This is a genomic window from Myxococcus sp. CA056 (assembly GCF_013336715.1).
Lineage (GTDB): Bacteria > Myxococcota > Myxococcia > Myxococcales > Myxococcaceae > Myxococcus > Myxococcus llanfairpwllgwyngyllgogerychwyrndrobwllllantysiliogogogochensis.
The window spans coordinates 1-19,139 of the sequence record NZ_JABUMT010000023.1 but is presented as its reverse complement, the minus strand read 5'-3'; the positions used below and the strand labels follow the sequence as shown (position 1 = coordinate 19,139).

At 68.4% G+C, this 19,139-nt stretch carries 14 protein-coding genes; 8 read left to right on the top strand and 6 right to left on the bottom strand.

Annotated elements, in window-relative coordinates:
- Window positions 1-16 precede the first annotated feature (16 nt).
- The 5 genes from HUA76_RS43165 to HUA76_RS43145 all read left to right on the top strand — a co-directional run bounded on the left by HUA76_RS43165 (window position 17) and on the right by HUA76_RS43145 (window position 6,408).
- Window positions 17-496, top strand: coding sequence for a hypothetical protein (locus HUA76_RS43165; protein ID WP_174464227.1), 480 nt, complete (start codon window positions 17-19; stop codon window positions 494-496).
- 2 nt (window positions 497-498) lie between these two features.
- Window positions 499-1,272, top strand: a complete 774-nt coding sequence (locus HUA76_RS43160; RefSeq protein ID WP_254614874.1) for a hypothetical protein — start codon at window positions 499-501, stop codon at window positions 1,270-1,272.
- Complete coding sequence (locus tag HUA76_RS43155) at window positions 1,269-2,024, top strand: hypothetical protein (RefSeq protein ID WP_217440931.1); 756 nt, start codon at window positions 1,269-1,271, stop codon at window positions 2,022-2,024. Before HUA76_RS43160 ends, HUA76_RS43155 begins: the two co-directional genes overlap by 4 nt.
- A 478-nt stretch (window positions 2,025-2,502) precedes the next feature.
- Window positions 2,503-4,608: an elongation factor G gene (gene fusA, locus HUA76_RS43150; RefSeq protein WP_174464226.1), complete on the top strand. Its 2,106-nt coding sequence runs from the start codon at window positions 2,503-2,505 to the stop codon at window positions 4,606-4,608.
- A gap of 303 nt (window positions 4,609-4,911) precedes the next feature.
- On the top strand, window positions 4,912-6,408 hold the full coding sequence (locus tag HUA76_RS43145) for a DEAD/DEAH box helicase (RefSeq protein ID WP_174464225.1): 1,497 nt from the start codon (window positions 4,912-4,914) through the stop codon (window positions 6,406-6,408).
- 86 nt (window positions 6,409-6,494) lie between these two features.
- Here the strand turns inward: HUA76_RS43145 and HUA76_RS43140 are convergent, their stop codons facing one another.
- Together HUA76_RS43140 and HUA76_RS43135 are read right to left on the bottom strand one after the other, a co-directional pair.
- Window positions 6,495-7,034 carry a pyridoxamine 5'-phosphate oxidase family protein gene (locus tag HUA76_RS43140; protein WP_174464224.1) on the bottom strand — a complete coding sequence of 180 codons (540 nt, stop codon included), beginning with the start codon at window positions 7,032-7,034 and terminating at the stop codon, window positions 6,495-6,497.
- Window positions 7,031-7,453 (bottom strand): PaaI family thioesterase, encoded by a 423-nt coding sequence (locus tag HUA76_RS43135; RefSeq protein WP_220137893.1) that lies wholly within the window; start codon window positions 7,451-7,453, stop codon window positions 7,031-7,033. The genes HUA76_RS43140 and HUA76_RS43135 overlap by 4 nt, the downstream gene beginning before the upstream one ends.
- A gap of 61 nt (window positions 7,454-7,514) precedes the next feature.
- Here HUA76_RS43135 and HUA76_RS43130 point away from each other — a divergent pair, with 61 nt between their 5' ends.
- Window positions 7,515-8,117: a TetR/AcrR family transcriptional regulator gene (locus HUA76_RS43130; protein ID WP_174464223.1), complete on the top strand. Its 603-nt coding sequence runs from the start codon at window positions 7,515-7,517 to the stop codon at window positions 8,115-8,117.
- Between the two features lie 42 nt (window positions 8,118-8,159).
- Here HUA76_RS43130 and HUA76_RS43125 read toward each other — a convergent pair whose 3' ends face one another.
- The 4 genes from HUA76_RS43125 to HUA76_RS43110 all read right to left on the bottom strand — a co-directional run bounded on the left by HUA76_RS43125 (window position 8,160) and on the right by HUA76_RS43110 (window position 16,785).
- The gene (locus tag HUA76_RS43125) at window positions 8,160-11,627 is read right to left on the bottom strand and encodes a methylmalonyl-CoA mutase family protein (RefSeq protein WP_141645619.1); all 3,468 of its coding nucleotides are present in this window, start codon (window positions 11,625-11,627) and stop codon (window positions 8,160-8,162) included.
- 75 nt (window positions 11,628-11,702) lie between these two features.
- On the bottom strand, window positions 11,703-12,686 hold the full coding sequence (meaB, locus tag HUA76_RS43120; protein WP_174456636.1) for a methylmalonyl Co-A mutase-associated GTPase MeaB: 984 nt from the start codon (window positions 12,684-12,686) through the stop codon (window positions 11,703-11,705).
- Window positions 12,683-14,872, bottom strand: a complete 2,190-nt coding sequence (gene scpA, locus HUA76_RS43115) for a methylmalonyl-CoA mutase (protein WP_174464222.1) — start codon at window positions 14,870-14,872, stop codon at window positions 12,683-12,685. Before scpA ends, meaB begins: the two co-directional genes overlap by 4 nt.
- A complete protein-coding gene (locus HUA76_RS43110; RefSeq protein WP_174464221.1) occupies window positions 14,872-16,785 on the bottom strand; it encodes a methylmalonyl-CoA mutase subunit beta in 1,914 nt (637 codons plus the stop codon). Before HUA76_RS43110 ends, scpA begins: the two co-directional genes overlap by 1 nt.
- A 179-nt stretch (window positions 16,786-16,964) precedes the next feature.
- Between HUA76_RS43110 and HUA76_RS43105 the strand changes: the two genes are divergently transcribed.
- Together HUA76_RS43105 and HUA76_RS43100 are read left to right on the top strand one after the other, a co-directional pair.
- The gene (locus HUA76_RS43105) at window positions 16,965-17,837 is read left to right on the top strand and encodes a helix-turn-helix domain-containing protein (RefSeq protein WP_174464220.1); all 873 of its coding nucleotides are present in this window, start codon (window positions 16,965-16,967) and stop codon (window positions 17,835-17,837) included.
- 75 nt (window positions 17,838-17,912) lie between these two features.
- A complete protein-coding gene (locus tag HUA76_RS43100) occupies window positions 17,913-19,016 on the top strand; it encodes an ankyrin repeat domain-containing protein (RefSeq protein WP_174464219.1) in 1,104 nt (367 codons plus the stop codon).
- Window positions 19,017-19,139: the final 123 nt, after the last annotated feature.

The window sequence follows — 19,139 nt, the reverse complement described above, 5'->3', positions numbered from 1 at the left end:
CAAGGAGAGACACCGCATGTCTTCGAAGCTCGTGTTCGCTGTCGTGACCCTGCTGTCGATGTCCGCTTTCGCCGAGGAGGACCTGAAGCCCGCGCAGGAGGAGGCCAAGGCCTCCTTCGAGGAGTCGACCGCCGAGGCGCTGAAGGCCGCCAATGAAAAGTGCGGCACGAAGCTCGCCGTGAAGACGGACTTCCAGAACTTCAAGCCGGAGGACTGGTCGGGCACGAGCTTCAGCTCGTACTGTGAAGCGGCGATCAACGGGGTGACGAGCCTGTGTGAGCGCCCGGCGTACAAGAAGTCGATCGCGAAGAAGGTCACCAGCTTGTCGTGCCTGTTCGCCGGCGTGAAGCCCGCGGACAAGAAGGACACCAGCGTCAACGGGGCGACGCAGGCGAACATCTCGCTCGACAAGGGCACCCTCACGTACCGCATGGGGAAGGACCACACGAACATCGAGGACAACACCAAGGCCGTGCTCGAGAAGGCGCTGAACTGAGTATGGCGCGGAAGCTGGCGATGGTGCTCACGCTGCTCCTGTCCGCTGGGGCCGTGGCGGCGGAGTCCCTGGATGCCTTGTCCCTCAAGGTGTACCGGGGCAAGGATGGTCAGACGCTGGATGTCGTCGCGCTGGCTCCGCGCGAGTCGTCGGAGGCGGTGCTCCAGGTCCGGGGCGCCGACTCCGAACATGACGGCCTCGCGGTGCGCTGCAAGGTGCGCGGCACGCGAGGTGGCGTCGACTACGTGGCCCGTCATCGCGGCGCGGACTGGGTGCTGGCGTCCGAGCGTGAAAGCGGTGTCTACGACGTCTTCCTTCCGGGCAAGCCTGCCTTCCGCGTGCGGTTCAATCCGGAGGCGACGGAGCGTGTGTCCGCCTCCGAGGTGCTCACCGCGCATTCCCTGCAACGTGAGTCGGGGAGGCTCGCCGCCTTCGAGAAGAAGGCGTGGCCCCACCTGGAAAAGAAGTACACCGCGCGCGCCGCCGAGGCCCTGACGGCGCTGCGCGGTGCTTGTGGCACGACGGCGACCTTCACCTTCGACTGGAAGACGTTCAGTGACGATGTGATGGCGGACGTGGATGTCTGGGCGGCCTGTGCGCCGCTGCTCACCCAGGCGCGGGCTCGCTGTGCCGCGCTGAAGGATGTCACGGCGTTGACGTGTCGCTTCGGTCCCGCGCTCGCGCTGGATCGCAGCGGGTCCACGCTCGTCTTCACCACCCACCGCGAGGGCGCGGCCGATGGGGCGGCGTTCCTCGGCAGGAGTCTCGGACGATGATTCGACGCGCGGTGGTGCTGACGTGTCTGGTGTCGACGGTGGGCGCGGCCCGGCCCCCGGCGACGCTCGCGGACCTCCAGGCCCTGGCCTCACAGAAGGCCTGGGCGGAGTTGCTCGAGCGCGCGGAGGATGTTCCCGCCGCGACGCGCACGGACTCGTGGCGGAATCTGGTGACGGATGCCGCGACAGCGGCGGTCGAAGCGGCGACGCCCACCGACGAAGAGCCGTTCGCCGCCGCGCGGAAGGCCCGGACCCTGGGGCAGCGGTATGCCTTCCTTGCCAAGGCAGCTCCCTACACCGCCGCGCGTGACGCGAGCGCGGTGAAGGGGCTGGAGCGCTGCCTCGCGCAGGAGGGGCGCGACTGTGTCGAGACGTATCAGCAGCTCGCGGTGGGCACGGGGCCGGAGTCCGCGCTGAAGGCCGCCCGGCTCGTGAGACAAGGCCGCTTCGCATACGTGGCGATGCCCCTCTTCGCCCTGGCGGTGGGGGAGCGGAAGGACTCCGGCGTCTGCAAGGACGAGGCGCTCGGGGAGACGGTGCTCGCGGCGCTGGACCTGCCCGTGGCGGACGCTCGCGCGGCGGAGGCGAAGAAGGTGGTCTTCGAGCGGTGCTGGGCGGCTCTGGGCGCGAAGCTCAAGGCGGCCACGGTGGGCGGCTCCGCCTACTTCCTGGAGAACACCTGCCAGCCCATGCGCGCCCGCAAGGCGCTGACCGAGTTGCAGGACGACCTCTGCAAGGACGCGGGGCTCTGAGCCAGGCCTCTTCCCCTGAAGTCGCCACGCCGATGCGCGGGCCGCGCGCGCGTTGCGCACGGGGCTTCAGGGGATATCGAGGGCCGTGAGTTGACAATGGCAGTCGTCTGTCTTAACTCATACGCATCATGAGGCCCGTCTCCTTCACTGCCCTGCTGATTGCGCGCTTCCCCGCGCCGGCGGCGGACGTGTGCCTTTCCCCCCGTCACGAGGTTCTGCTCGACATTTGAGCAGGCGGGCCGGAGTCCTTCCGGTGCGCGGGTCGCTGGTTCCCGCGTGTCGTGAAGCCCGGTTCCGCCCTGGCTCCGTCTGAGCCGTCGTGTGTCCTCACGCGTCCCTGAGCGGGCCTTTCGAGCCCCTCCGGCATGTCGCGCGTGCGTGCGCCTGACGGCTCCACGCCCGTCGTGTCTCCAACCGGCTCCTCTCTCATCCATCACCACCCGTGGGCCTCGCTGCCCGACGGGAACAGGAGTCTTTTATGTCTCGCAACACTCGCATCGAGCGGTACCGCAACATCGGCATCATGGCGCACATCGACGCGGGCAAGACGACGCTCACCGAGCGCGTCCTGTTCTTCACCGGGCGCATCCACTCCACGGGAGAAGTGCACGATGGCTCCACGGAGATGGACTGGCTGCCGCAGGAGAAGCAGCGCGGCATCACCATCACCTCCGCGGCCACCACCGCGTTCTGGTCACCTCGTCACGGGCCCTCCGCGGGCACGCCTCATCGCATCAACATCCTGGACACGCCGGGACACGTGGACTTCACCATCGAGGTGGAGCGCTCCCTGCGCGTGCTGGATGGCGCGGTGGCCGTGTTCGATGCGAGCCAGGGCGTGGAGCCCCAGTCGGAGGCGGTGTGGCGTCAGGCGGACCGCTACGGCGTCCCGCGCATCGCGTTCATCAACAAGATGGACAAGGTGGGCGCGGACTTCGTCATGAGCCTGGAGTCCATCCGTGAGCGCCTGGGCGCTCGCGCCGTGGCGGTGCAGCTGCCGCTGGGCGAGGAGTCGGAGTTCCGCGGCCTCGTGGACCTGGTGCGCATGAAGACCCTCCACTTCGACGGAGAGGCCGGTGAGTACCGCGAGGAGCTGTCCGTGCCGGAGGACGTCCGGCAGCGGGCGGAGACGTTGCGGCTGCGGCTCATCGAGGCGGCGGCGGACGTGGATGACGCGGTGATGGAGAAGTTCGTGGACGGGCGTCTGGAAGACATCACCGAGGACGACCTGGTGCGTGCGCTGCGCGCGGGAACCCTCTCGCGCACGCTGGTGCCGGTGCTCGCCGGTTCGGCGTTCAAGAAGAAGGGAGTGCAGATGCTGTTGGACGCCGTCGTCGACTACCTGCCCGCGCCCTCGGACCTTCCGGCGGTGGAGGGACTCGTTCCGGGCACGGAGCAACGTGCCTCGCGCGAGCCAACGGACGACAGTCCTCCGGCCGCGCTGGTGTTCAAGATGATGAGTGACAAGAACGTGGGCAACATCGTCTTCCTGCGTGTCTATTCGGGCACGCTGCGCGCAGGCACCGTCCTGCTCAATCCCGCCACGGGCAAGCGGGAGCGCGTGGGTCGGCTGATGTTCATGCATGCCAATCGCAGGGAGGAGGTCTCGGAAGTCCATGCGGGAGACATCGCGGCGGCGCTCGGCCTGAAGAACGTGCGCACGGGAGACACGCTGAGCGACCCCGAGGCACCCGTGGTGCTGGAGTCGCTCGGCTTCCCGGAGCCCGTGGTGCACCTCGCCGTGGAGGCGAAGTCACCCGCGGAGCTGCCGAAGCTGGAAGAGGGCCTGCATCGACTGGCGGCGGAAGACCCGTCGCTGCGCGTGGGCGTGGACCCGGAGAGCGGCCAGGTGCTGCTGTCCGGAATGGGTGAGCTTCACCTGGAGGTGGTCGTGGACCGACTGAGGACGGAGTACGGCGTGGAGGCGCGCGTGGGACAGCCCAAGGTGGCCTACCGCGACACGCTCAAGCGCGCCGTGCGCCAGGAGTACCGGCACGTCCGTCAGACGGGCGGGCCCGGACAGTATGCGCGCGTGGTGCTGGACGTGGCTCCGGCGGCGCGTGGCGCGGGGCTCGTCTTCGTGGACGACACGAAGGGCGGCTCCATTCCGAGGGAGCTGGTGCCCGCCATCCAGAAGGGTGTGGCGGGTGCCATGGAGCGAGGCGTGCGGGACGGCGTGGCGCTCGTGGACGTGGAGGTCCGGCTGGTGGATGGAGACACGCACGTGCGCGACTCCACGCCCCAGGCGTTCTCCATGGCCGGTTCCCTGGCGCTCCAGGAGGCGGTGCGGCGGGTGGGCGTGCAGGTGCTGGAGCCCGTGATGGACGTGGAGGTCACCACGCCCGAGGAGTACGTGGGCGAGGTGTTGGGAGACCTGGCCTCGCGGCGGGGCCGGGTGCTGGGAATGGAGACGCGGGGCAATGCCCGCGTGGTGTCGGCGCGGGTGCCCATGGCCAGCCTCTTTGGCTACGTGACGGGCTTGCGGGGCAGGACGCAGGGCCGGGCCCAGGCCAGCATGCGGCTGGGGACGTATGAGCCCCTGCCAGAAGTGCTCCAGGCGTCACTGTCCGAAGCACGGGCATGACGGAAGGGTGAGGAGGGCCCCGGGGCTGTACGCCTCGGGGCCCTCTTCGTTCGCCCGACACCCCACAAAAGCGGCTGTCAAGGGCTCGATTTCACGGGACATCCGTCCCGGGAGAGGGCAGGGTCCGCGGCCGAATGCGTGGAATGGGCGGGAGGACCCCCCTGTTCTCCGACATTCTCAAGCGGGTCGGCCGGCCGGGCCGGACCGCGCACCGCCAGGTGCCCTCGATATTGAACTCGATTGGGCTCGCTGCGCGGGCTTCCTTGCCTGGCGAGGAAGCAGACTCACTTCGACTAGGAATCCATGACTTTCGACGAATTGCAGCTTCACGACACACTCCTGCGCGCGGTCAAGGCGGAGGGGTACACCACGCCTACGCCCATCCAGATGAAGGCGATTCCACACGCCCTGGCTGGGAAGGACGTGCTCGGCGTGGCCCAGACGGGCACGGGGAAGACGGCGGCGTTCGCGCTGCCGATTCTCCAGCGTCTGTCCGCCAAGGCGCCGACCGGGGGCGCGCGTCCCGTGCGTTGCCTGGTGCTCACTCCCACGCGAGAGCTCGCGGGGCAGGTGAGCGAGAGCTTCGTGACGTACGGCAAGAACCTGCCGCTGCGCCACGCGGTGATTTTCGGCGGCGTGGGCCAGGGCGCGCAGGTGCAGTCGCTCAAGAGCGGCGTGGATGTGCTGGTGGCGACGCCTGGCCGCCTGCTCGACTTGATGGACCAGGGTTACGTGTCGCTGCGCTCGCTCGAGGTGTTCGTGCTCGACGAGGCGGACCGCATGCTGGACATGGGCTTCATCCATGACGTGCGCAAGGTCATCAAGGCGCTGCCCTCGAAGCGGCAGACGCTCTTCTTCAGCGCGACGATGCCGCCGGAGATTGTCGACCTGTCTCGCAACATCCTCACGGACCCCATCCGGGTGGAAGTGACGCCGGTCTCCAGCACGGCGGAGACCGTTGCTCAGCAGGTGTACTTCGTGGAGCGCGAGCAGAAGCGCGGCTTGCTCACGCACCTGCTGAAGGACGGCAAGATTGAGCGTGCGCTGGTCTTCACGCGCACCAAGCACGGCGCCAACCGGGTGGCCAAGCAGCTCGAGGGCTCCGGTGTCACGGCCGCCGCGATTCACGGCAACAAGAGCCAGAACGCGCGTGAGCGTGCGCTGGACGACTTCCGCAACGGCGCGCTCCGGGTGCTGGTGGCCACGGACATCGCGGCGCGTGGCATCGACATCGACGGGTTGAGCTTCGTCGTCAACTACGACCTGCCCAACGTGCCGGAGCAGTACGTGCACCGCATCGGCCGCACGGGCCGCGCGGGAGCGACGGGCACCGCGGTGTCCTTCTGCGACGGCGAGGAGCGCGCGTACCTGCGCGACATCGAGCGGACCATCCGCCGCAGCGTGCCGGTGGTGGAGGAGCATCCGTACCGCTCGGGCCTCGCGGCGCCGCGTCCTGGGGCCTCGGCCTCGGTGGACGAGCCTGTCGCGCGCAGCTCGAATTCCGGTGGGCAGTCGCGAGGCGGGCAGGGCGGTGGTGGTGGCGGCCGTGGCAACCAGCCCGGTAGCTCGTCACGCCGTCGCCGGGGTGGTGGCGGAGGCCAGGGGCGTCCCGAGGCGGGCCGTTCGGCGCGGGGTGGTGGCGGCTCCTCTGGTTCGGGCCGTGGTGGTGGACAGCAGTCGCGCGGTGGCGGTGCTCCGTCGCGTGGGGGCAGCGCTCCGTCGCGGTCCTCGGGTCCGGCGCCGACTCCCGTGAAGGCGGCCGAGCCGCCTCCGCGTCGTCAGTCTCCGAAGTGGCTGTGAGCTGAAGCCCCTTTGAGGGCCCGTGATGCGCGCTCGACGTGCTCACGGGGCCCCGAGGGTGTTGGTTGGCGGTGACGGGTGGGCCGTTACGACAGGCCCGCCGTCATGGCCCCGAGGTGAACGGACTCGATTCGTTCGACCTCGAAATCCCGCACATGTTCGAGCTGGCTCCAGAGTCGCGCGTGGCCCTTGAGCCACCGGAGTCGTCGCACGCGTCGCGCGAAGCGCTGTTGCTCCTCGGGTGTGGCGCGTCGAGGAGGGCCGAGCACGTGCCCCACGAGTCGCAGCGCGGGTGGGCGAGCAAAGCGCCCCGCGAAGAGTGAGCGAAGCCAGAACAGCTTGCCGCTGTCCACGGCGAGGATGCTCACCCGGGCATCGCGCGCGAGGTTCGCCGGGAGCTGCCGCGCGAAGACCTCGAAGAAGATGCCGCGCCCGGGCTCACCCAGCAGCACGGAGCCAATGGGCGCGACGTGGGGTGCTCCTCGCGCATCGACGCTGGCGATGGCGAAGTGCAGGGAGCTGGCGAAGGCCCTGGAGAACAACTGGCGCACCCGGGGCCACTGCTCGTGAAGCGCTGGCGTTGTGCTCGGTGGGCCTTGCGGCACGGGCACCGCTGCGGAGTTCATGACTCCTCGCGAGGCGCCATGGCGGCGATGGTGCCCTGGGCCACGGCCACCAGCGTCTCGCCCTTTTCCGTGACGACGAAGATTTCGCAGTGGCAGACGGACTGTCTGCGCCCGGCGTGCAGCGCGCGAGCCCGTGCGATGAGCATGGAGCCCTGGGCCGGACGGACGTAGTTGATCTTGAACTCCGACGTGATGACGGGCCCCGTCATCGCCGTGCCCCCGGCGAAGGTGAGCGCGTTGTCGGCCATGTAGCTGAGCACTCCCCCGTGCACGAAGCCGTACTGCTGACGCAGCTCCTCGCGCAGCGGCAGCTCCAGAACCACCTCGCCCTTCGTCAGATGCACCAACCGGGTCCCCATCAGCGTGCTGAACGCCTGCTGCTTGAGCACCTGCTGACCCATCTCCATGAGTGACTCCACGGCGGCCTCCCGGCTGTGTAGAATATCGTTCTAGAATGACGTTCTAATGTAGGGTAGAGGGATGCGCAACCCGGGTCACCGGAGAGAAGAGGTCCTCAAGGCGGCGCTGGAGTGTTTCCTGGAGCGGGGCGTCGAGGGGACGACCCTGGCGGCCATCCGTGAGCGCTCGGGGGCCAGCACGGGGAGCATCTACCACCTGTTCGAGAGCAAGGACGCGATTGCCGCGGCGCTCTACCTGGACGTCCTGGGCGAGTACCAGTCAGGGGTGGTGGACGTGCTCAAGGCGCAGCCGGCAGCCCGTGAGGGCGTCGAGGCGCTCGTTCGCCATCACCTGGAGTGGTCGCTGGCGCGGCCAGATGCGACGCGCTTCCTCATGGGTGCTCGAGGTGTCGCCGCGGTCGTGGCCGCCGAGGCGAGCATCCGCGAGCAGAACAAGGGCTTCTTCCGGCAGATGAAGGACTGGTGGCAGGCGCATGTCCGGGACGGCGCGTTCGAGGAGATGTCCTTCGAACTCTTCCTCGCCATCCTTCGCGGGCCCGCACAGGAACTGGTGCGCGACTGGCTCGCGGGACGGACGAAGACGGACTTGCGTGCGGCCATCCCGGTGCTTGCGCGTGCTGCATGGCAGTCCGTCGAAAAACGGCCCACGCGCTCCAAGAAGTGAGCGGAGGGCAGGGGCCCCGTGTCGCGCGGGGCCCCTGGAGCACTACATGTTCCGTCGGTACTGCCCACCCACCTCGTACAGCGCGCGGGAGAGCTGGCCGAGCGTGCAGACCTTACAGGCGTCCATCAGGGCGGAGAAGATGTTGCCGTTGTCGAGCGCCGCGCGCTTCACGGCCTCCAGCGCCGCCGGAGCCGTCGCCGCGTTGCGCTTCCAGAAGGCGTCCCTCGCGGTGATGGAGTAGTCCTTCTCCTCCTTTGTCGCGCGAATCACCTCCGGCGGCGTCACCGTCGGAGAGCCCTTCGGGTCCAGGAACGTGTTCACCCCGATGATGGGCAGCGTCCCGTCGTGCTTCTGCATCTCGTAGTACAGCGACTCCTCTTGAATCTTGGACCGCTGGTACATGCGCTCCATCGCGCCCAGCACGCCGCCGCGCTCGGAGATGGCGCGGAACTCCGTGAGCACCGCCGCCTCCACCAGGTCCGTCAGCTCATCGATGATGAACGCGCCCTGGTTGGGGTTCTCGTTCTTGGAGAGCCCGAACTCCTTGTTGATGATGAGCTGGATGGCGAGCGCGCGCCGCACGCTCTCCTCCGTGGGCGTGGTGATGGCCTCGTCGTACGCGTTGGTGTGCAACGAGTTGCAGTTGTCGTTGAGTGCCAGCAACGCCTGGAGCGTGGTCCGGATGTCGTTGAAGGCGATCTCCTGCGCGTGCAGGGAACGGCCCGACGTCTGGATGTGGTACTTCAGCTTCTGCGAGCGGTCATTGCCGCCGTACTTGTCGCGGATGGCCTTGGCCCAGATGCGGCGCGCCACGCGGCCCAGCACCGCGTACTCCGGGTCCATTCCGTTCGAGAAGAAGAACGAGAGGTTGGGCGCGAAGTCGTCGATGTGCATCCCGCGCGACAGGTAGTACTCGACGAAGGTGAAGCCATTGGCCAGCGTGAAGGCCAGCTGGGAGATGGGGTTCGCCCCTGCCTCCGCGATGTGGTAGCCAGAGATGGACACCGAGTAGAAGTTCCTCACCTTCTTGTCGGTGAAGTACTGCTGGATGTCGCCCATCACCCGCAGCGCGAACTCCGTGGAGAAGATGCAGGTGTTCTGCGCCTGGTCCTCCTTCAGGATGTCCGCCTGCACCGTGCCGCGCACCTGCTGGAGCGTCGTCGCGCGGATCTTCTCGTAGACGTCGCGCGGCAGCACCTCGTCGCCCGACACGCCGAGGAGCAGCAGGCCCAGTCCGTCACTCCCCTGCGGCAGGTCACCCTGGTAGCGGGGCCGAGGCACCCCGCGCTCCCGGTAGATCGCGTCGATCTTCTTCTCGACCTCGTCGACCTTGTTGTTGGCGCGAATCCACTTCTCGCACTGCTGGTCCACCGCCGCGTTCAGGAAGAACCCGAGCAGCATCGGCGCGGGGCCGTTGATGGTCATCGACACCGACGTGGCCGGGTCCGCCAGGTCGAAGCCCGAGTAGAGCTTCTTCGCGTCGTCCACGTTGGCGATGGACACGCCGGAGTTGCCGACCTTGCCGTAGATGTCCGGCCGGTGGTCCGGGTCCTCGCCGTACAGCGTGACGGAGTCGAACGCGGTGGACAGGCGCTTCGCGGGCAGGCCGCGTGACACGTAATGGAAGCGCTTGTTGGTGCGCTCCGGGCCGCCTTCACCCGCGAACATGCGCGCCGGGTCCTCACCCTCGCGCTTGAGCGGGAAGACGCCGGAGGTGAACGGGTACGCGCCCGGCGCGTTCTCCCGCAGCAGCCAGATGAGGATGTCGCCCCAGTCCTCGTAGCGGGGCAGGGCGATCTTCGGGATGCGCAGGTGCGACAGCGACTCGGTGAACAGGTCCAGCTCGATGACCTTGTCGCGCACCTGGTACTGGTACTTGGACGCCGCGTAGCGCCGCTTGGTCGCGGGCCACTCAGTCAGCAGCCGACGGCAGTCGGGGTCCAGGCGGGACTCCAGGTCCTTGTACAGCTCCACCAGCTCGCTCAGGTACGCGGGCTCGCCCTCGACGCGCTCGGTGACGTGCACCACGTCGGACGTGTCCTTCGGCTCGACGATCTCCAGGCGCTTCTTGCCGACGTTCTGTCGCAGCGCCTCGATGGTGCCGTGGAGCTGATACATCCGCCGCGCCACCGCAGCCTGGGAGCGGGCGAACTTGTCGTACGCCTCGCACGTCTCGACGATCTCCGCGAGGTAGCGGGTGCGATCAGGCGGGATGATCCACTTCTTCTCGCTCATGCCCGGCGTCGGCTCCAGGTGCGACTGGAGCGGGGCGCCTGTCTTGCGAACCACGGTGTCGACGATGGCCCGATAGAGCTGGTTCATCCCCGGGTCATTGAACTGCGAGGCGATGGTGCCGTACACGGGCACCGAGTCATCCGCCGTGGTGAACGCGTTGTGGTTGCGCTTCCACTGCTTGCGCACGTCGCGCAGCGCATCCAGCGAGCCGCGCTTGTCGAACTTGTTGATGGCGATGACGTCCGCGAAGTCGAGCATGTCGATCTTCTCGAGCTGCGTCGCCGCGCCGTACTCGGCCGTCATCACGTAGAGCGAGACGTCCGAGTGCTCGATGATCTCCGTGTCGGACTGACCGATGCCGGAGGTCTCCACCACGATGAGGTCGAAGCCCGCGGCCTTGCACACCTCGATGGAGTCACCCACGTGCTTGGACAGCGCGAGGTTGCTCTGCCGGGTCGCCATGGAGCGCATGTAGACGCGCTGGTTGTCGATGGCGTTCATGCGGATGCGGTCACCGAGCAACGCGCCGCCCGACTTGCGCTTCGACGGGTCCACGGAGAGCACCGCCAGCGTCTTGTCCGGGAAGTCCGCGAGGAAGCGGCGCACCAGCTCGTCAACGAGGCTGGACTTGCCCGCGCCACCGGTACCAGTGATTCCCAGCACGGGCACGCGCGGCTGCTTCGCGCTCAGCTTCGTCATCGCGTCGCGCAGCGCGTCTCCGGCGCTCGCGAAGTTCTCCGCGATGGTGATGAGCGAGGCGATCTTCATCGAGTCGCGCACCGGCATGGCCGCGACGGCCGGCCCGTAGTCCGCGGGGCGCTTCTCGAAGTCACACTCCGAGATGAGGTGGTCGATCATCCCCTGGAGGCCCATGGAGCGGCCATCGTCCGGGGAATAGATGCGCGTCACGCCGTAGGCATGCAGCTCTTCGATTTCCGTGGGGAGGATGGTGCCGCCACCGCCGCCGAAGACCTTGATGTTCGCCCCGCGCTGTTTCAGCAGGTCGATCATGTACTTGAAGTACTCGACGTGGCCTCCCTGGTAGGAGGTGATGGCGATGCCCTGGGCATCTTCCTGGATGGCGCAGTCGACGATTTCAGAGACCGAGCGGTTGTGTCCCAGGTGGATGATTTCGGCGCCCGAGGACTGCATCAGCCGGCGCATGACATTGATGGCCGCGTCATGCCCGTCGAACAGGGAGGCGGCCGTCACGATTCGCACATGGAATCGCGGCTTGTAGGGCCCGGGGACCGGGGTCAACTGGACGTTTCGCACGCCGCGTACAGTAGGAGCGCGGTGGGTGTCGGGCAAGCGATTGAAGCGGGGACGGCCGAGGCTCGACGCGGACTGTCAAGCCCTCGATTCCGGGAGGAATGCACCCAGGACGCGCAGTGCGGCGGACGTCGCCGTGGCACGGCCCTCACGCACGTCATGTTCCAACTGGGGGAACAGGGCGGCCACCGTGGGGTTCGCATGCAGGGCCGCCCGCAGGCCGTCCTGCACCATGGACCACATCCAGCCCACCTGCTGAGCGTGCCGACGCTGCTCCATCGCTCCAGAAGCCACGCGCTTGTCCAGTTGCGCTTCCAGCGAACTCCACAGCGAAGCGATGCCCGTGCCCTCCATCGCGCTGCACGTCGTCACCACGGGCTCGTTGCCGGGACGCATCAGGTGCAGCGCGGCGCGGTACTCGGCGCGAGCGCGCTCCGCGCGGGGCTGGTTGTCACCGTCCGCCTTGTTGATGGCGAGCATGTCCGCCACTTCCAGGATGCCGCGCTTGATTCCCTGGAGCTCGTCCCCCGCACCCGCGAGCATCAGCACCAGGTAGAAGTCCACCATGTCGGCGACCACCGTCTCCGACTGGCCCACGCCCACCGTCTCCACCAACACCACGTCGAAGCCCGCGGCCTCGCACAGGAGCAGCGTCTCGCGAGTCTTGCGTGCGACACCGCCCAGCGTTCCGCTGGAGGGACTGGGACGGATATAGGCCGCCGTCTCACGCGACAGCCGGGCCATGCGCGTCTTGTCGCCCAGGATGCTGCCGCCGGAGATGGTGCTCGACGGGTCGATGGCGAGCACCGCGACGCGCCTTCCTTCGCCCACCAGGTGCATGCCCAGCGCGTCGATGAAGGTGCTCTTGCCCACGCCGGGCACGCCGCTGATGCCCACCCGTCGGCTGCCACCCGTGTGAGGGAGCAACCGGGTGAGCACTTCCTGGGCGAGCGACTGGTGGCGCGGGTGCCCGCTCTCCACCAGGGTGATGGCGCGAGCCAGCACGGACCGGTCGCCCGAGCGGACGCCTTCCACATAGGCCTCCGCCGTCAGCAGCTTCACGCCTCCTCCTGCGCCGCCGAGAGCTTCTCCAGCAGCTCCACCGCGGCCTTCGAGATGACGGTGCCGGGGCCGAAGATGGCGGCGGCGCCCGCGGCGCGAAGCTCGTCATAGTCCTGCGCCGGGATGACACCGCCGACGACGACCATGATGTCCTCACGGCCCAGCTCGCGCAGGGCGCGCTTGAGCTGAGGCACCAGCGTGAGGTGGCCCGCGGCCAGGGAGCTGGCGCCCACGACGTGGACGTCGTTCTCCACGGCCTGACGCGCGGACTCCTCGGGCGTCTGGAAGAGCGGGCCGATGTCCACGTCGAAGCCCAGGTCCGCGAAGGCCGTGGCGATGACCTTCTGTCCCCGGTCATGCCCGTCCTGCCCCATCTTCGCGATGAGGATGCGCGGCCGACGGCCGAACCGCGCGAGGAACGCGTCCGCGGCGGCGCGTGCCTGGATGATTCCCTGGGAGTCCTTGCCTGCTTCGCTCGAATACACGCCGGACACGCTTCGCACCGTGGCCTCGTAGCGCCCGAAGACCTTCTCGAGCGAGTCGCTGATTTCTCCCACCGTGGCCTTCGCCCGCGCCGCGTCGATGGCCAGCGCCAGGAGATTGCCCTCGTTGCGTCGGCCCGCCTCCGTCAGCGCGTCCAGCCTCCGCCGCACTTCCTCCGCGTTGCGCTCCGCGCGGAGCTCCTTGAGCCGGGCGATCTGCGCCTCGCGCACCGCGGAGTTGTCCACCTTGAGGATCTCGATGTTGTCGGGGCGCTCGGGCGGGTACTTGTTCACGCCGATGATGGCCTGACGGCCGGAGTCGATGCGCGCCTGCGTGCGGGCCGCCGCCTCCTCGATGCGCAGCTTGGGGAGGCCCGCTTCAATCGCCTTCGTCATGCCACCCAGCGCTTCGACCTCCTGGATGTGGCCCCATGCCTTCTGCGCGAGCTCGTGGGTGAGCCGCTCCACGTAGTAGCTGCCGCCCCACGGGTCGATGACGCGCGTCGTCCCGCTCTCGAGCTGGAGATACAACTGGGTGTTGCGGGCGATGCGCGCGCTGAAGTCGGTGGGCAGCGCAATCGCTTCATCGAGCGAGTTGGTGTGCAAGCTCTGCGTGTGGCCCTGGGTGGCGGCCATCGCCTCCACGCAGGTGCGCACCACGTTGTTGTACACGTCCTGCGCGGTGAGGCTCCAGCCGGAGGTCTGCGAGTGGGTGCGCAGCGCCAGGCTCTTGTCGCTCTTGGGGCTGAAGCCCTTGATGAGCCTGGCCCAGATCATCCGGGCCGCGCGCATCTTCGCCACCTCCATGAAGAAGTTCATGCCGATGGCCCAGAAGAACGACAGCCGGGGCGCGAAGGCATCCACTCCCAGGCCCGCCGCGAGACCCGCGCGCACGTACTCCACGCCGTCCGCGAGCGTGTAGCCCAGCTCCAGGTCCTGCGTCGCTCCCGCCTCCTGCATGTGGTAGCCGCTGATGCTGATGCTGTTGAAGCGCGGCATCTTCTCGGCGGTGAAGCGGAAGATGTCGCCGATGATGCGCATCGACGGACCCGGCGGGTAGATGTACGTGTTGCGGACCATGAACTCCTTGAGGATGTCGTTCTGGATGGTCCCGCTGAGCTGCTCGGGCTTGACGCCCTGTTCCTCGGCCGCGACGACGTAGAGCGCGAGGATGGGCAGCACCGCGCCGTTCATCGTCATCGACACGCTCATCTGGTCGAGCGGGATGCGGTCGAACAGGATGCGCATGTCCTTGATGGAGTCGATGGCCACGCCCGCCATGCCCACGTCGCCCGCGACGCGAGGATGGTCGCTGTCGTAGCCCCGGTGCGTCGCGAGGTCGAACGCGATGGACAAGCCCTTCTGACCGGCCGCGAGGTTGCGCCGGTAGAAGGCGTTGGACGCCTCGGCCGTGGAGAAGCCCGCGTACTGGCGCACCGTCCACGGCTGCTGCACGTACATGGTGGAGTAGGGGCCGCGTACGAACGGCGGCAGTCCCGGCAGCGAGCCCAGGTGCTCGACGTCCGCCAGGTCCTCGCGCGTGTACACGGGCTTGACCGGGATGCCCTCGGGCGTGTCCCAGTGTTCGGCGTCGCGCCGGCTGGTGGCGGCCTGGCTGCCCTGCGCATTGAGTGCGGGCGTGGGCGCCTGCGTCTCGGGTGCGTCGAAGTCGATGCCGGAGAAGTTCGGGACGTGGGTGCGCATCAGGCCACTCCGAGCTGCGCGTGCAGCGAGGACAGGAGCGAGAACAGGTCCGCTCCCGCGTAGATGAAGAGGTCCACACCAGCCGCGCGGAACGCGGCCTCGTTATCACCAGGACGACCCGCCACGGCGACCACGCGTGCGCCCTTGGCCTTGAGCTGGCTGGTCAGCGCGGGCACCCACTCCGGATACATCGCGTCCGGTCCGGAGATGACCGCGAGGGACGCGCCGGACTCCGCGAAGGCGGCCACGGCGGCGGCGGGGTCGGCGAAGCCGTGCTTCTCGCGCGACTCGATGCCTCCCGCGGCCAGAGCGTTGACCACCCACATGGACCGTGTCGTGTGCTCCGCCACCGCGCCCAGGCTCGCGAGGAACGCGGTGGGGCGCTGGCCCTTCGCCGCGAGCGTGCGATCACTCGCGTCGCGCAGCAGCTCGAAAGGCTCCGAGATGCGAGAGGGCTTGAGGCCCACACTCCTGCTCACCTCCGCGCCCTCTGTGACGCCGGGGACTCGCGCGGAATTCTCGACGCCGAAGGCCTTGCGGGCCTCGCGCTTCACGGGCGTCTCACCCAGGAAGGGGAACTCGCTCACTCCGACGATGGGCTGCTTGCGCGTGCGCACGGCCTTGTCCCGCGCCGCGCGCGTCTCCGTGAGCACGCGGGCGATATCGCCTTGAGTGAGCGCCTTCTCCATGCCGCCCAGGCCTTCGATTCGCTGCAGCTCCGTCCAGGCCGCTCGCGCGATTTCGGTGGTGAGCTGCTCCAGGTAGTAGCTGCCGCCCGCCGGGTCCGCGACGCGGTTGAGGCTGGACTCGTCGCGCAGGATGAGCTGTGTGTTTCGCGCGAGCCTGCGCGCGCCTTCATCGGGAGCACCCAGCGGCTCGTCGAAGGGCGACGTGCTGACGCTGTCCGCGCCCGCGACGACCGCTGCGAAGGACTCGGCCGTGCCGCGCAGGATGTTCACCCACGGGTCGCGCTGTGTCTTCGTGGCGCTCGCGGTGCGCGCATGCAGCCGCATGGCCTGCGCCTCGGGGGAGCCGCCCGACGCCGCGACGACCTTGGCCCAGAGCAGCCGCGCGGCGCGCAGCTTGGCGATCTCCGGGAAGAACTGTCCGCCGACGGACAGCGCGAACTGCACCGAGCGCGCCGCGACCTCCGGCGGCACGCCCGCGCGCTCCATCCCGCGCAAGTACTCGACGCCCGTGGCGATGGCCCACGCCAGCTCATGCACCGACGTGGCGCCCGCGTCCGAGTATGCCCGCGTCGAGATGAGCAGCGCGCGCAGCTCCGGCGCGCTCCCGCTCAGCGAAGTGACGAGCGGCGCGGCCTCGGTGAACATCGCGTCGACGCCACCCGGCAGCGCGCCGGTGCGAGCGAGGATGCCCAGCGGGTCGATGCCCAGCGAGCCGCTCAGCGCCTTGCGCGACACACCCGCCTTGGTGGCGACGCCCAACAGCAGGGACGCCATGGAGACGGGCGCCGCCTCGGACTCCAGGTGCACGGGAGTGCGGGCCAGGAGCACCGAGGCCAGCAGTTGCTCCATCGTGGCCTCGTCCTTCACGGGGATGCCGCGAGTGGGGCCCAGGCAGAGCCAGACCGCCAGTGTGCCGCGCTCCAGGTCATTGCGGATGGCCTCGGCGGCGACGGCGATGTCCGGCTCGGCGTACTCCTGGCACACCAGCCATCCACCCTCGGTGTGGCCCAGGGCCTGCGTGCCTCGCACGTACGGCGCGACGCCCGGGGGCGGCGGCGCGGCGTCCTGGGATGCGTAGAGGGGTTGGAGCGTCAGCCCGCCTTCCAGCGGCGACTGGAGCGACGTGAAGGGCTTGCCCTTCAGGTCCTTGTCCACGAGTCGGCGCCACTCTTCGAGCGAGCGAGCCGGGAACTCGGTGGCGATGTGAAGAGGCACTTGCGACATGCTGTGTCCTCGCAGGGGAGTGGCACCGTGGGACGGGCCGTTCCCGTCCCATAGGCGCAAAAACGGGCCGCGGCAATGGCGAGGTGAAGCCGGTCCTTGTTGGCGGGCACCGGAAGTCCCTTATTGGCACCGGTGGCCATGCTAAGGCGTCAACACGGCGTGTCTTCGGAGGGTGCCGCATGACCACGCAAAGCCCCCATGCGCGAGTGGTCCGGCAGGCCTCCGAGCAGGGTGGTTGGGAGCTGGTGTTCGGCACGCCCGACGCCCGACTGCGCGAGCACGTCCACGACTACTGCGGCTATCGTGAATCCACCCCTGGCCCGGTGCGTCGACGCGAGCTTCCCGCGCCGCAAGTCGTGCTCATCATCGACTTCGGCCCGCCGCTGCGCATCGTCGACCCGAGGACGGGGCGACCGCTCGGCCGGCATCCGGTCGGCTTCGTCGCGGGGCTGGATGACGGGTACTCCATCACCGAGACGGCCGGGTCGATGAACGGCATGCAGGTGAACTTCACCCCCGTGGGCGCACGACGGTTCTTCGGCATACCGCTGCATCACCTCGCGCGGCAGGTCGTCGGACTGGAGTCGGTGCTCGGCGCGGAGGGGCCGCTGCTCACGGAGCGGCTCGTCGAGGCGCCGTCCTGGGAGGCCCGCTTCGCGCTGCTGGACCAGCTCCTCCTCTCACGCATCCTCACGGCGCCCGAGGTTTCACCCGTCATCACCTGGACGTGGCAGCGGCTGCGCGCCAGTGGCGGACAGGTGGAGATTGGCGAGCTGGCCCGGGAGCTGGGCTTCAGCCAGAAGCACGTCATCGCGCGATGTGGTCAGGAGCTGGGCCTGACGCCCAAGCTGCTCGCGCGACTCATCCGCTTCGACCGTGTCATCCAGGTGCTGAAGTCCGGCGCGGCGGAGAGCCAGGCCCGCCTCGCGTTGGAGCAGGGCTACTTCGATCAAGCCCACCTCATTCGCGATTTCCGGCAGTTCACGGGAGGTCCTCCTGGAGAGTTCCTCCGTCGGCGATTGCCCGCGCTGGGTGGAACGCGCGCGGACTGAGGCACGGCCCGTGTCCGGGGTTGCATTCACGCCCGAGTCACGCGATGGATTCGCGAAGCGCCGAGGCCACACACCATGACGGAACAGCAGTACGAGCTGACCAAACTCTTCCGACAAGTCCAGAGCCATAAACACCTCGAGGACCATGTCCAGGTCTACGAAGCGGACAGCTTCGACGAGCGCTTGGCCAAGGAGCGTGCGGAGAACGAGGTGGCGCTCGGGAAGATCCGCCAGATGCTCGCCGGGGGCGTGAGCCTGGACTTCGTTGACCAGAACCAGCACACGCCGGTGCTGCTCGCCGTCACCCAGAACAACGTGGAGCTCCTCCAGCTCTTGAAGGAGTACGGCGCCAACCTCCTCGCGCCATACCGCTACGACACGCCGCTGCACCGCGCGGCGGAGTTCGGCGCGGACCGCGTGGTCCGGTTCCTCATCGAGCAGGGCGCGGACCCGCGTGGTCTGACTCCAGGAGGGCAGAGCGTGCTGGGCGCGGCACGAACCTCGCGACACAGCCGCAAGGTTCCGGCCCTGCTGGTGGAGCTGCTGCTGCCGACGAAGTCCCAGCGCCCGCCTCCACCCAAGAAGCCCAAGGGCCTCTCGGAAGAGAAGGTCGTCCGCTATCTCCAAGGCGCCGCGCCGCCGGGCGTGCGACCCGCTTCATGGGAGAAGCTCCGCCTCATCATGGACGCGGTCTTCGTGGAGGCGCACTTCGTCACCATCGATGCGTTCTTCGAGGGCATCGAGGAACAGTCCTCGATGAACCCGGACCTCGTCTTCGCGGGCATCGAGCTCATCCAGGCGGCCATCGCGGAACCGCCCAAGGACAAGAAGGTGAAGAAGGTCTCCAAGTCGAGCTACGTCCATCACGGCAACCTGGAGGTCGACGGCCCGCTGAAGGTCGGCGCGTTGATGGTGACGGGCAACCTGACGGTGAAGGGTGGGGCCGCAAACCCCCAAGGCGCCTCGCTGTTCGTCGGCGGTGACTTCACCTGCGAGACGCTCAAGTCCCAGGGCCCGGTCATCATCGGCGGCAACCTGGAGGCCACGCATGTCCAGGCGCAGTACAACGACTACGCCCTGGAGGTCCGGGGCACCCTGCGCGCCGCGAAGCTCGTCGTGGAGAACAAGCACGTCGTCACGGCGGGACGCTTCGAAGTCTCTGAGCGGGTGGATTCCTAACCCTCTTCAGGAAAGTCCGGTAAGGCGCAGACCCGCGTGAAGGAAGAAGGCGGCGAGAACATCGTGGCGGTGGCCCAGGCGCACGAATGAAGCGCGTGCCTGGGCGCGCAGCTCGGCGACAGA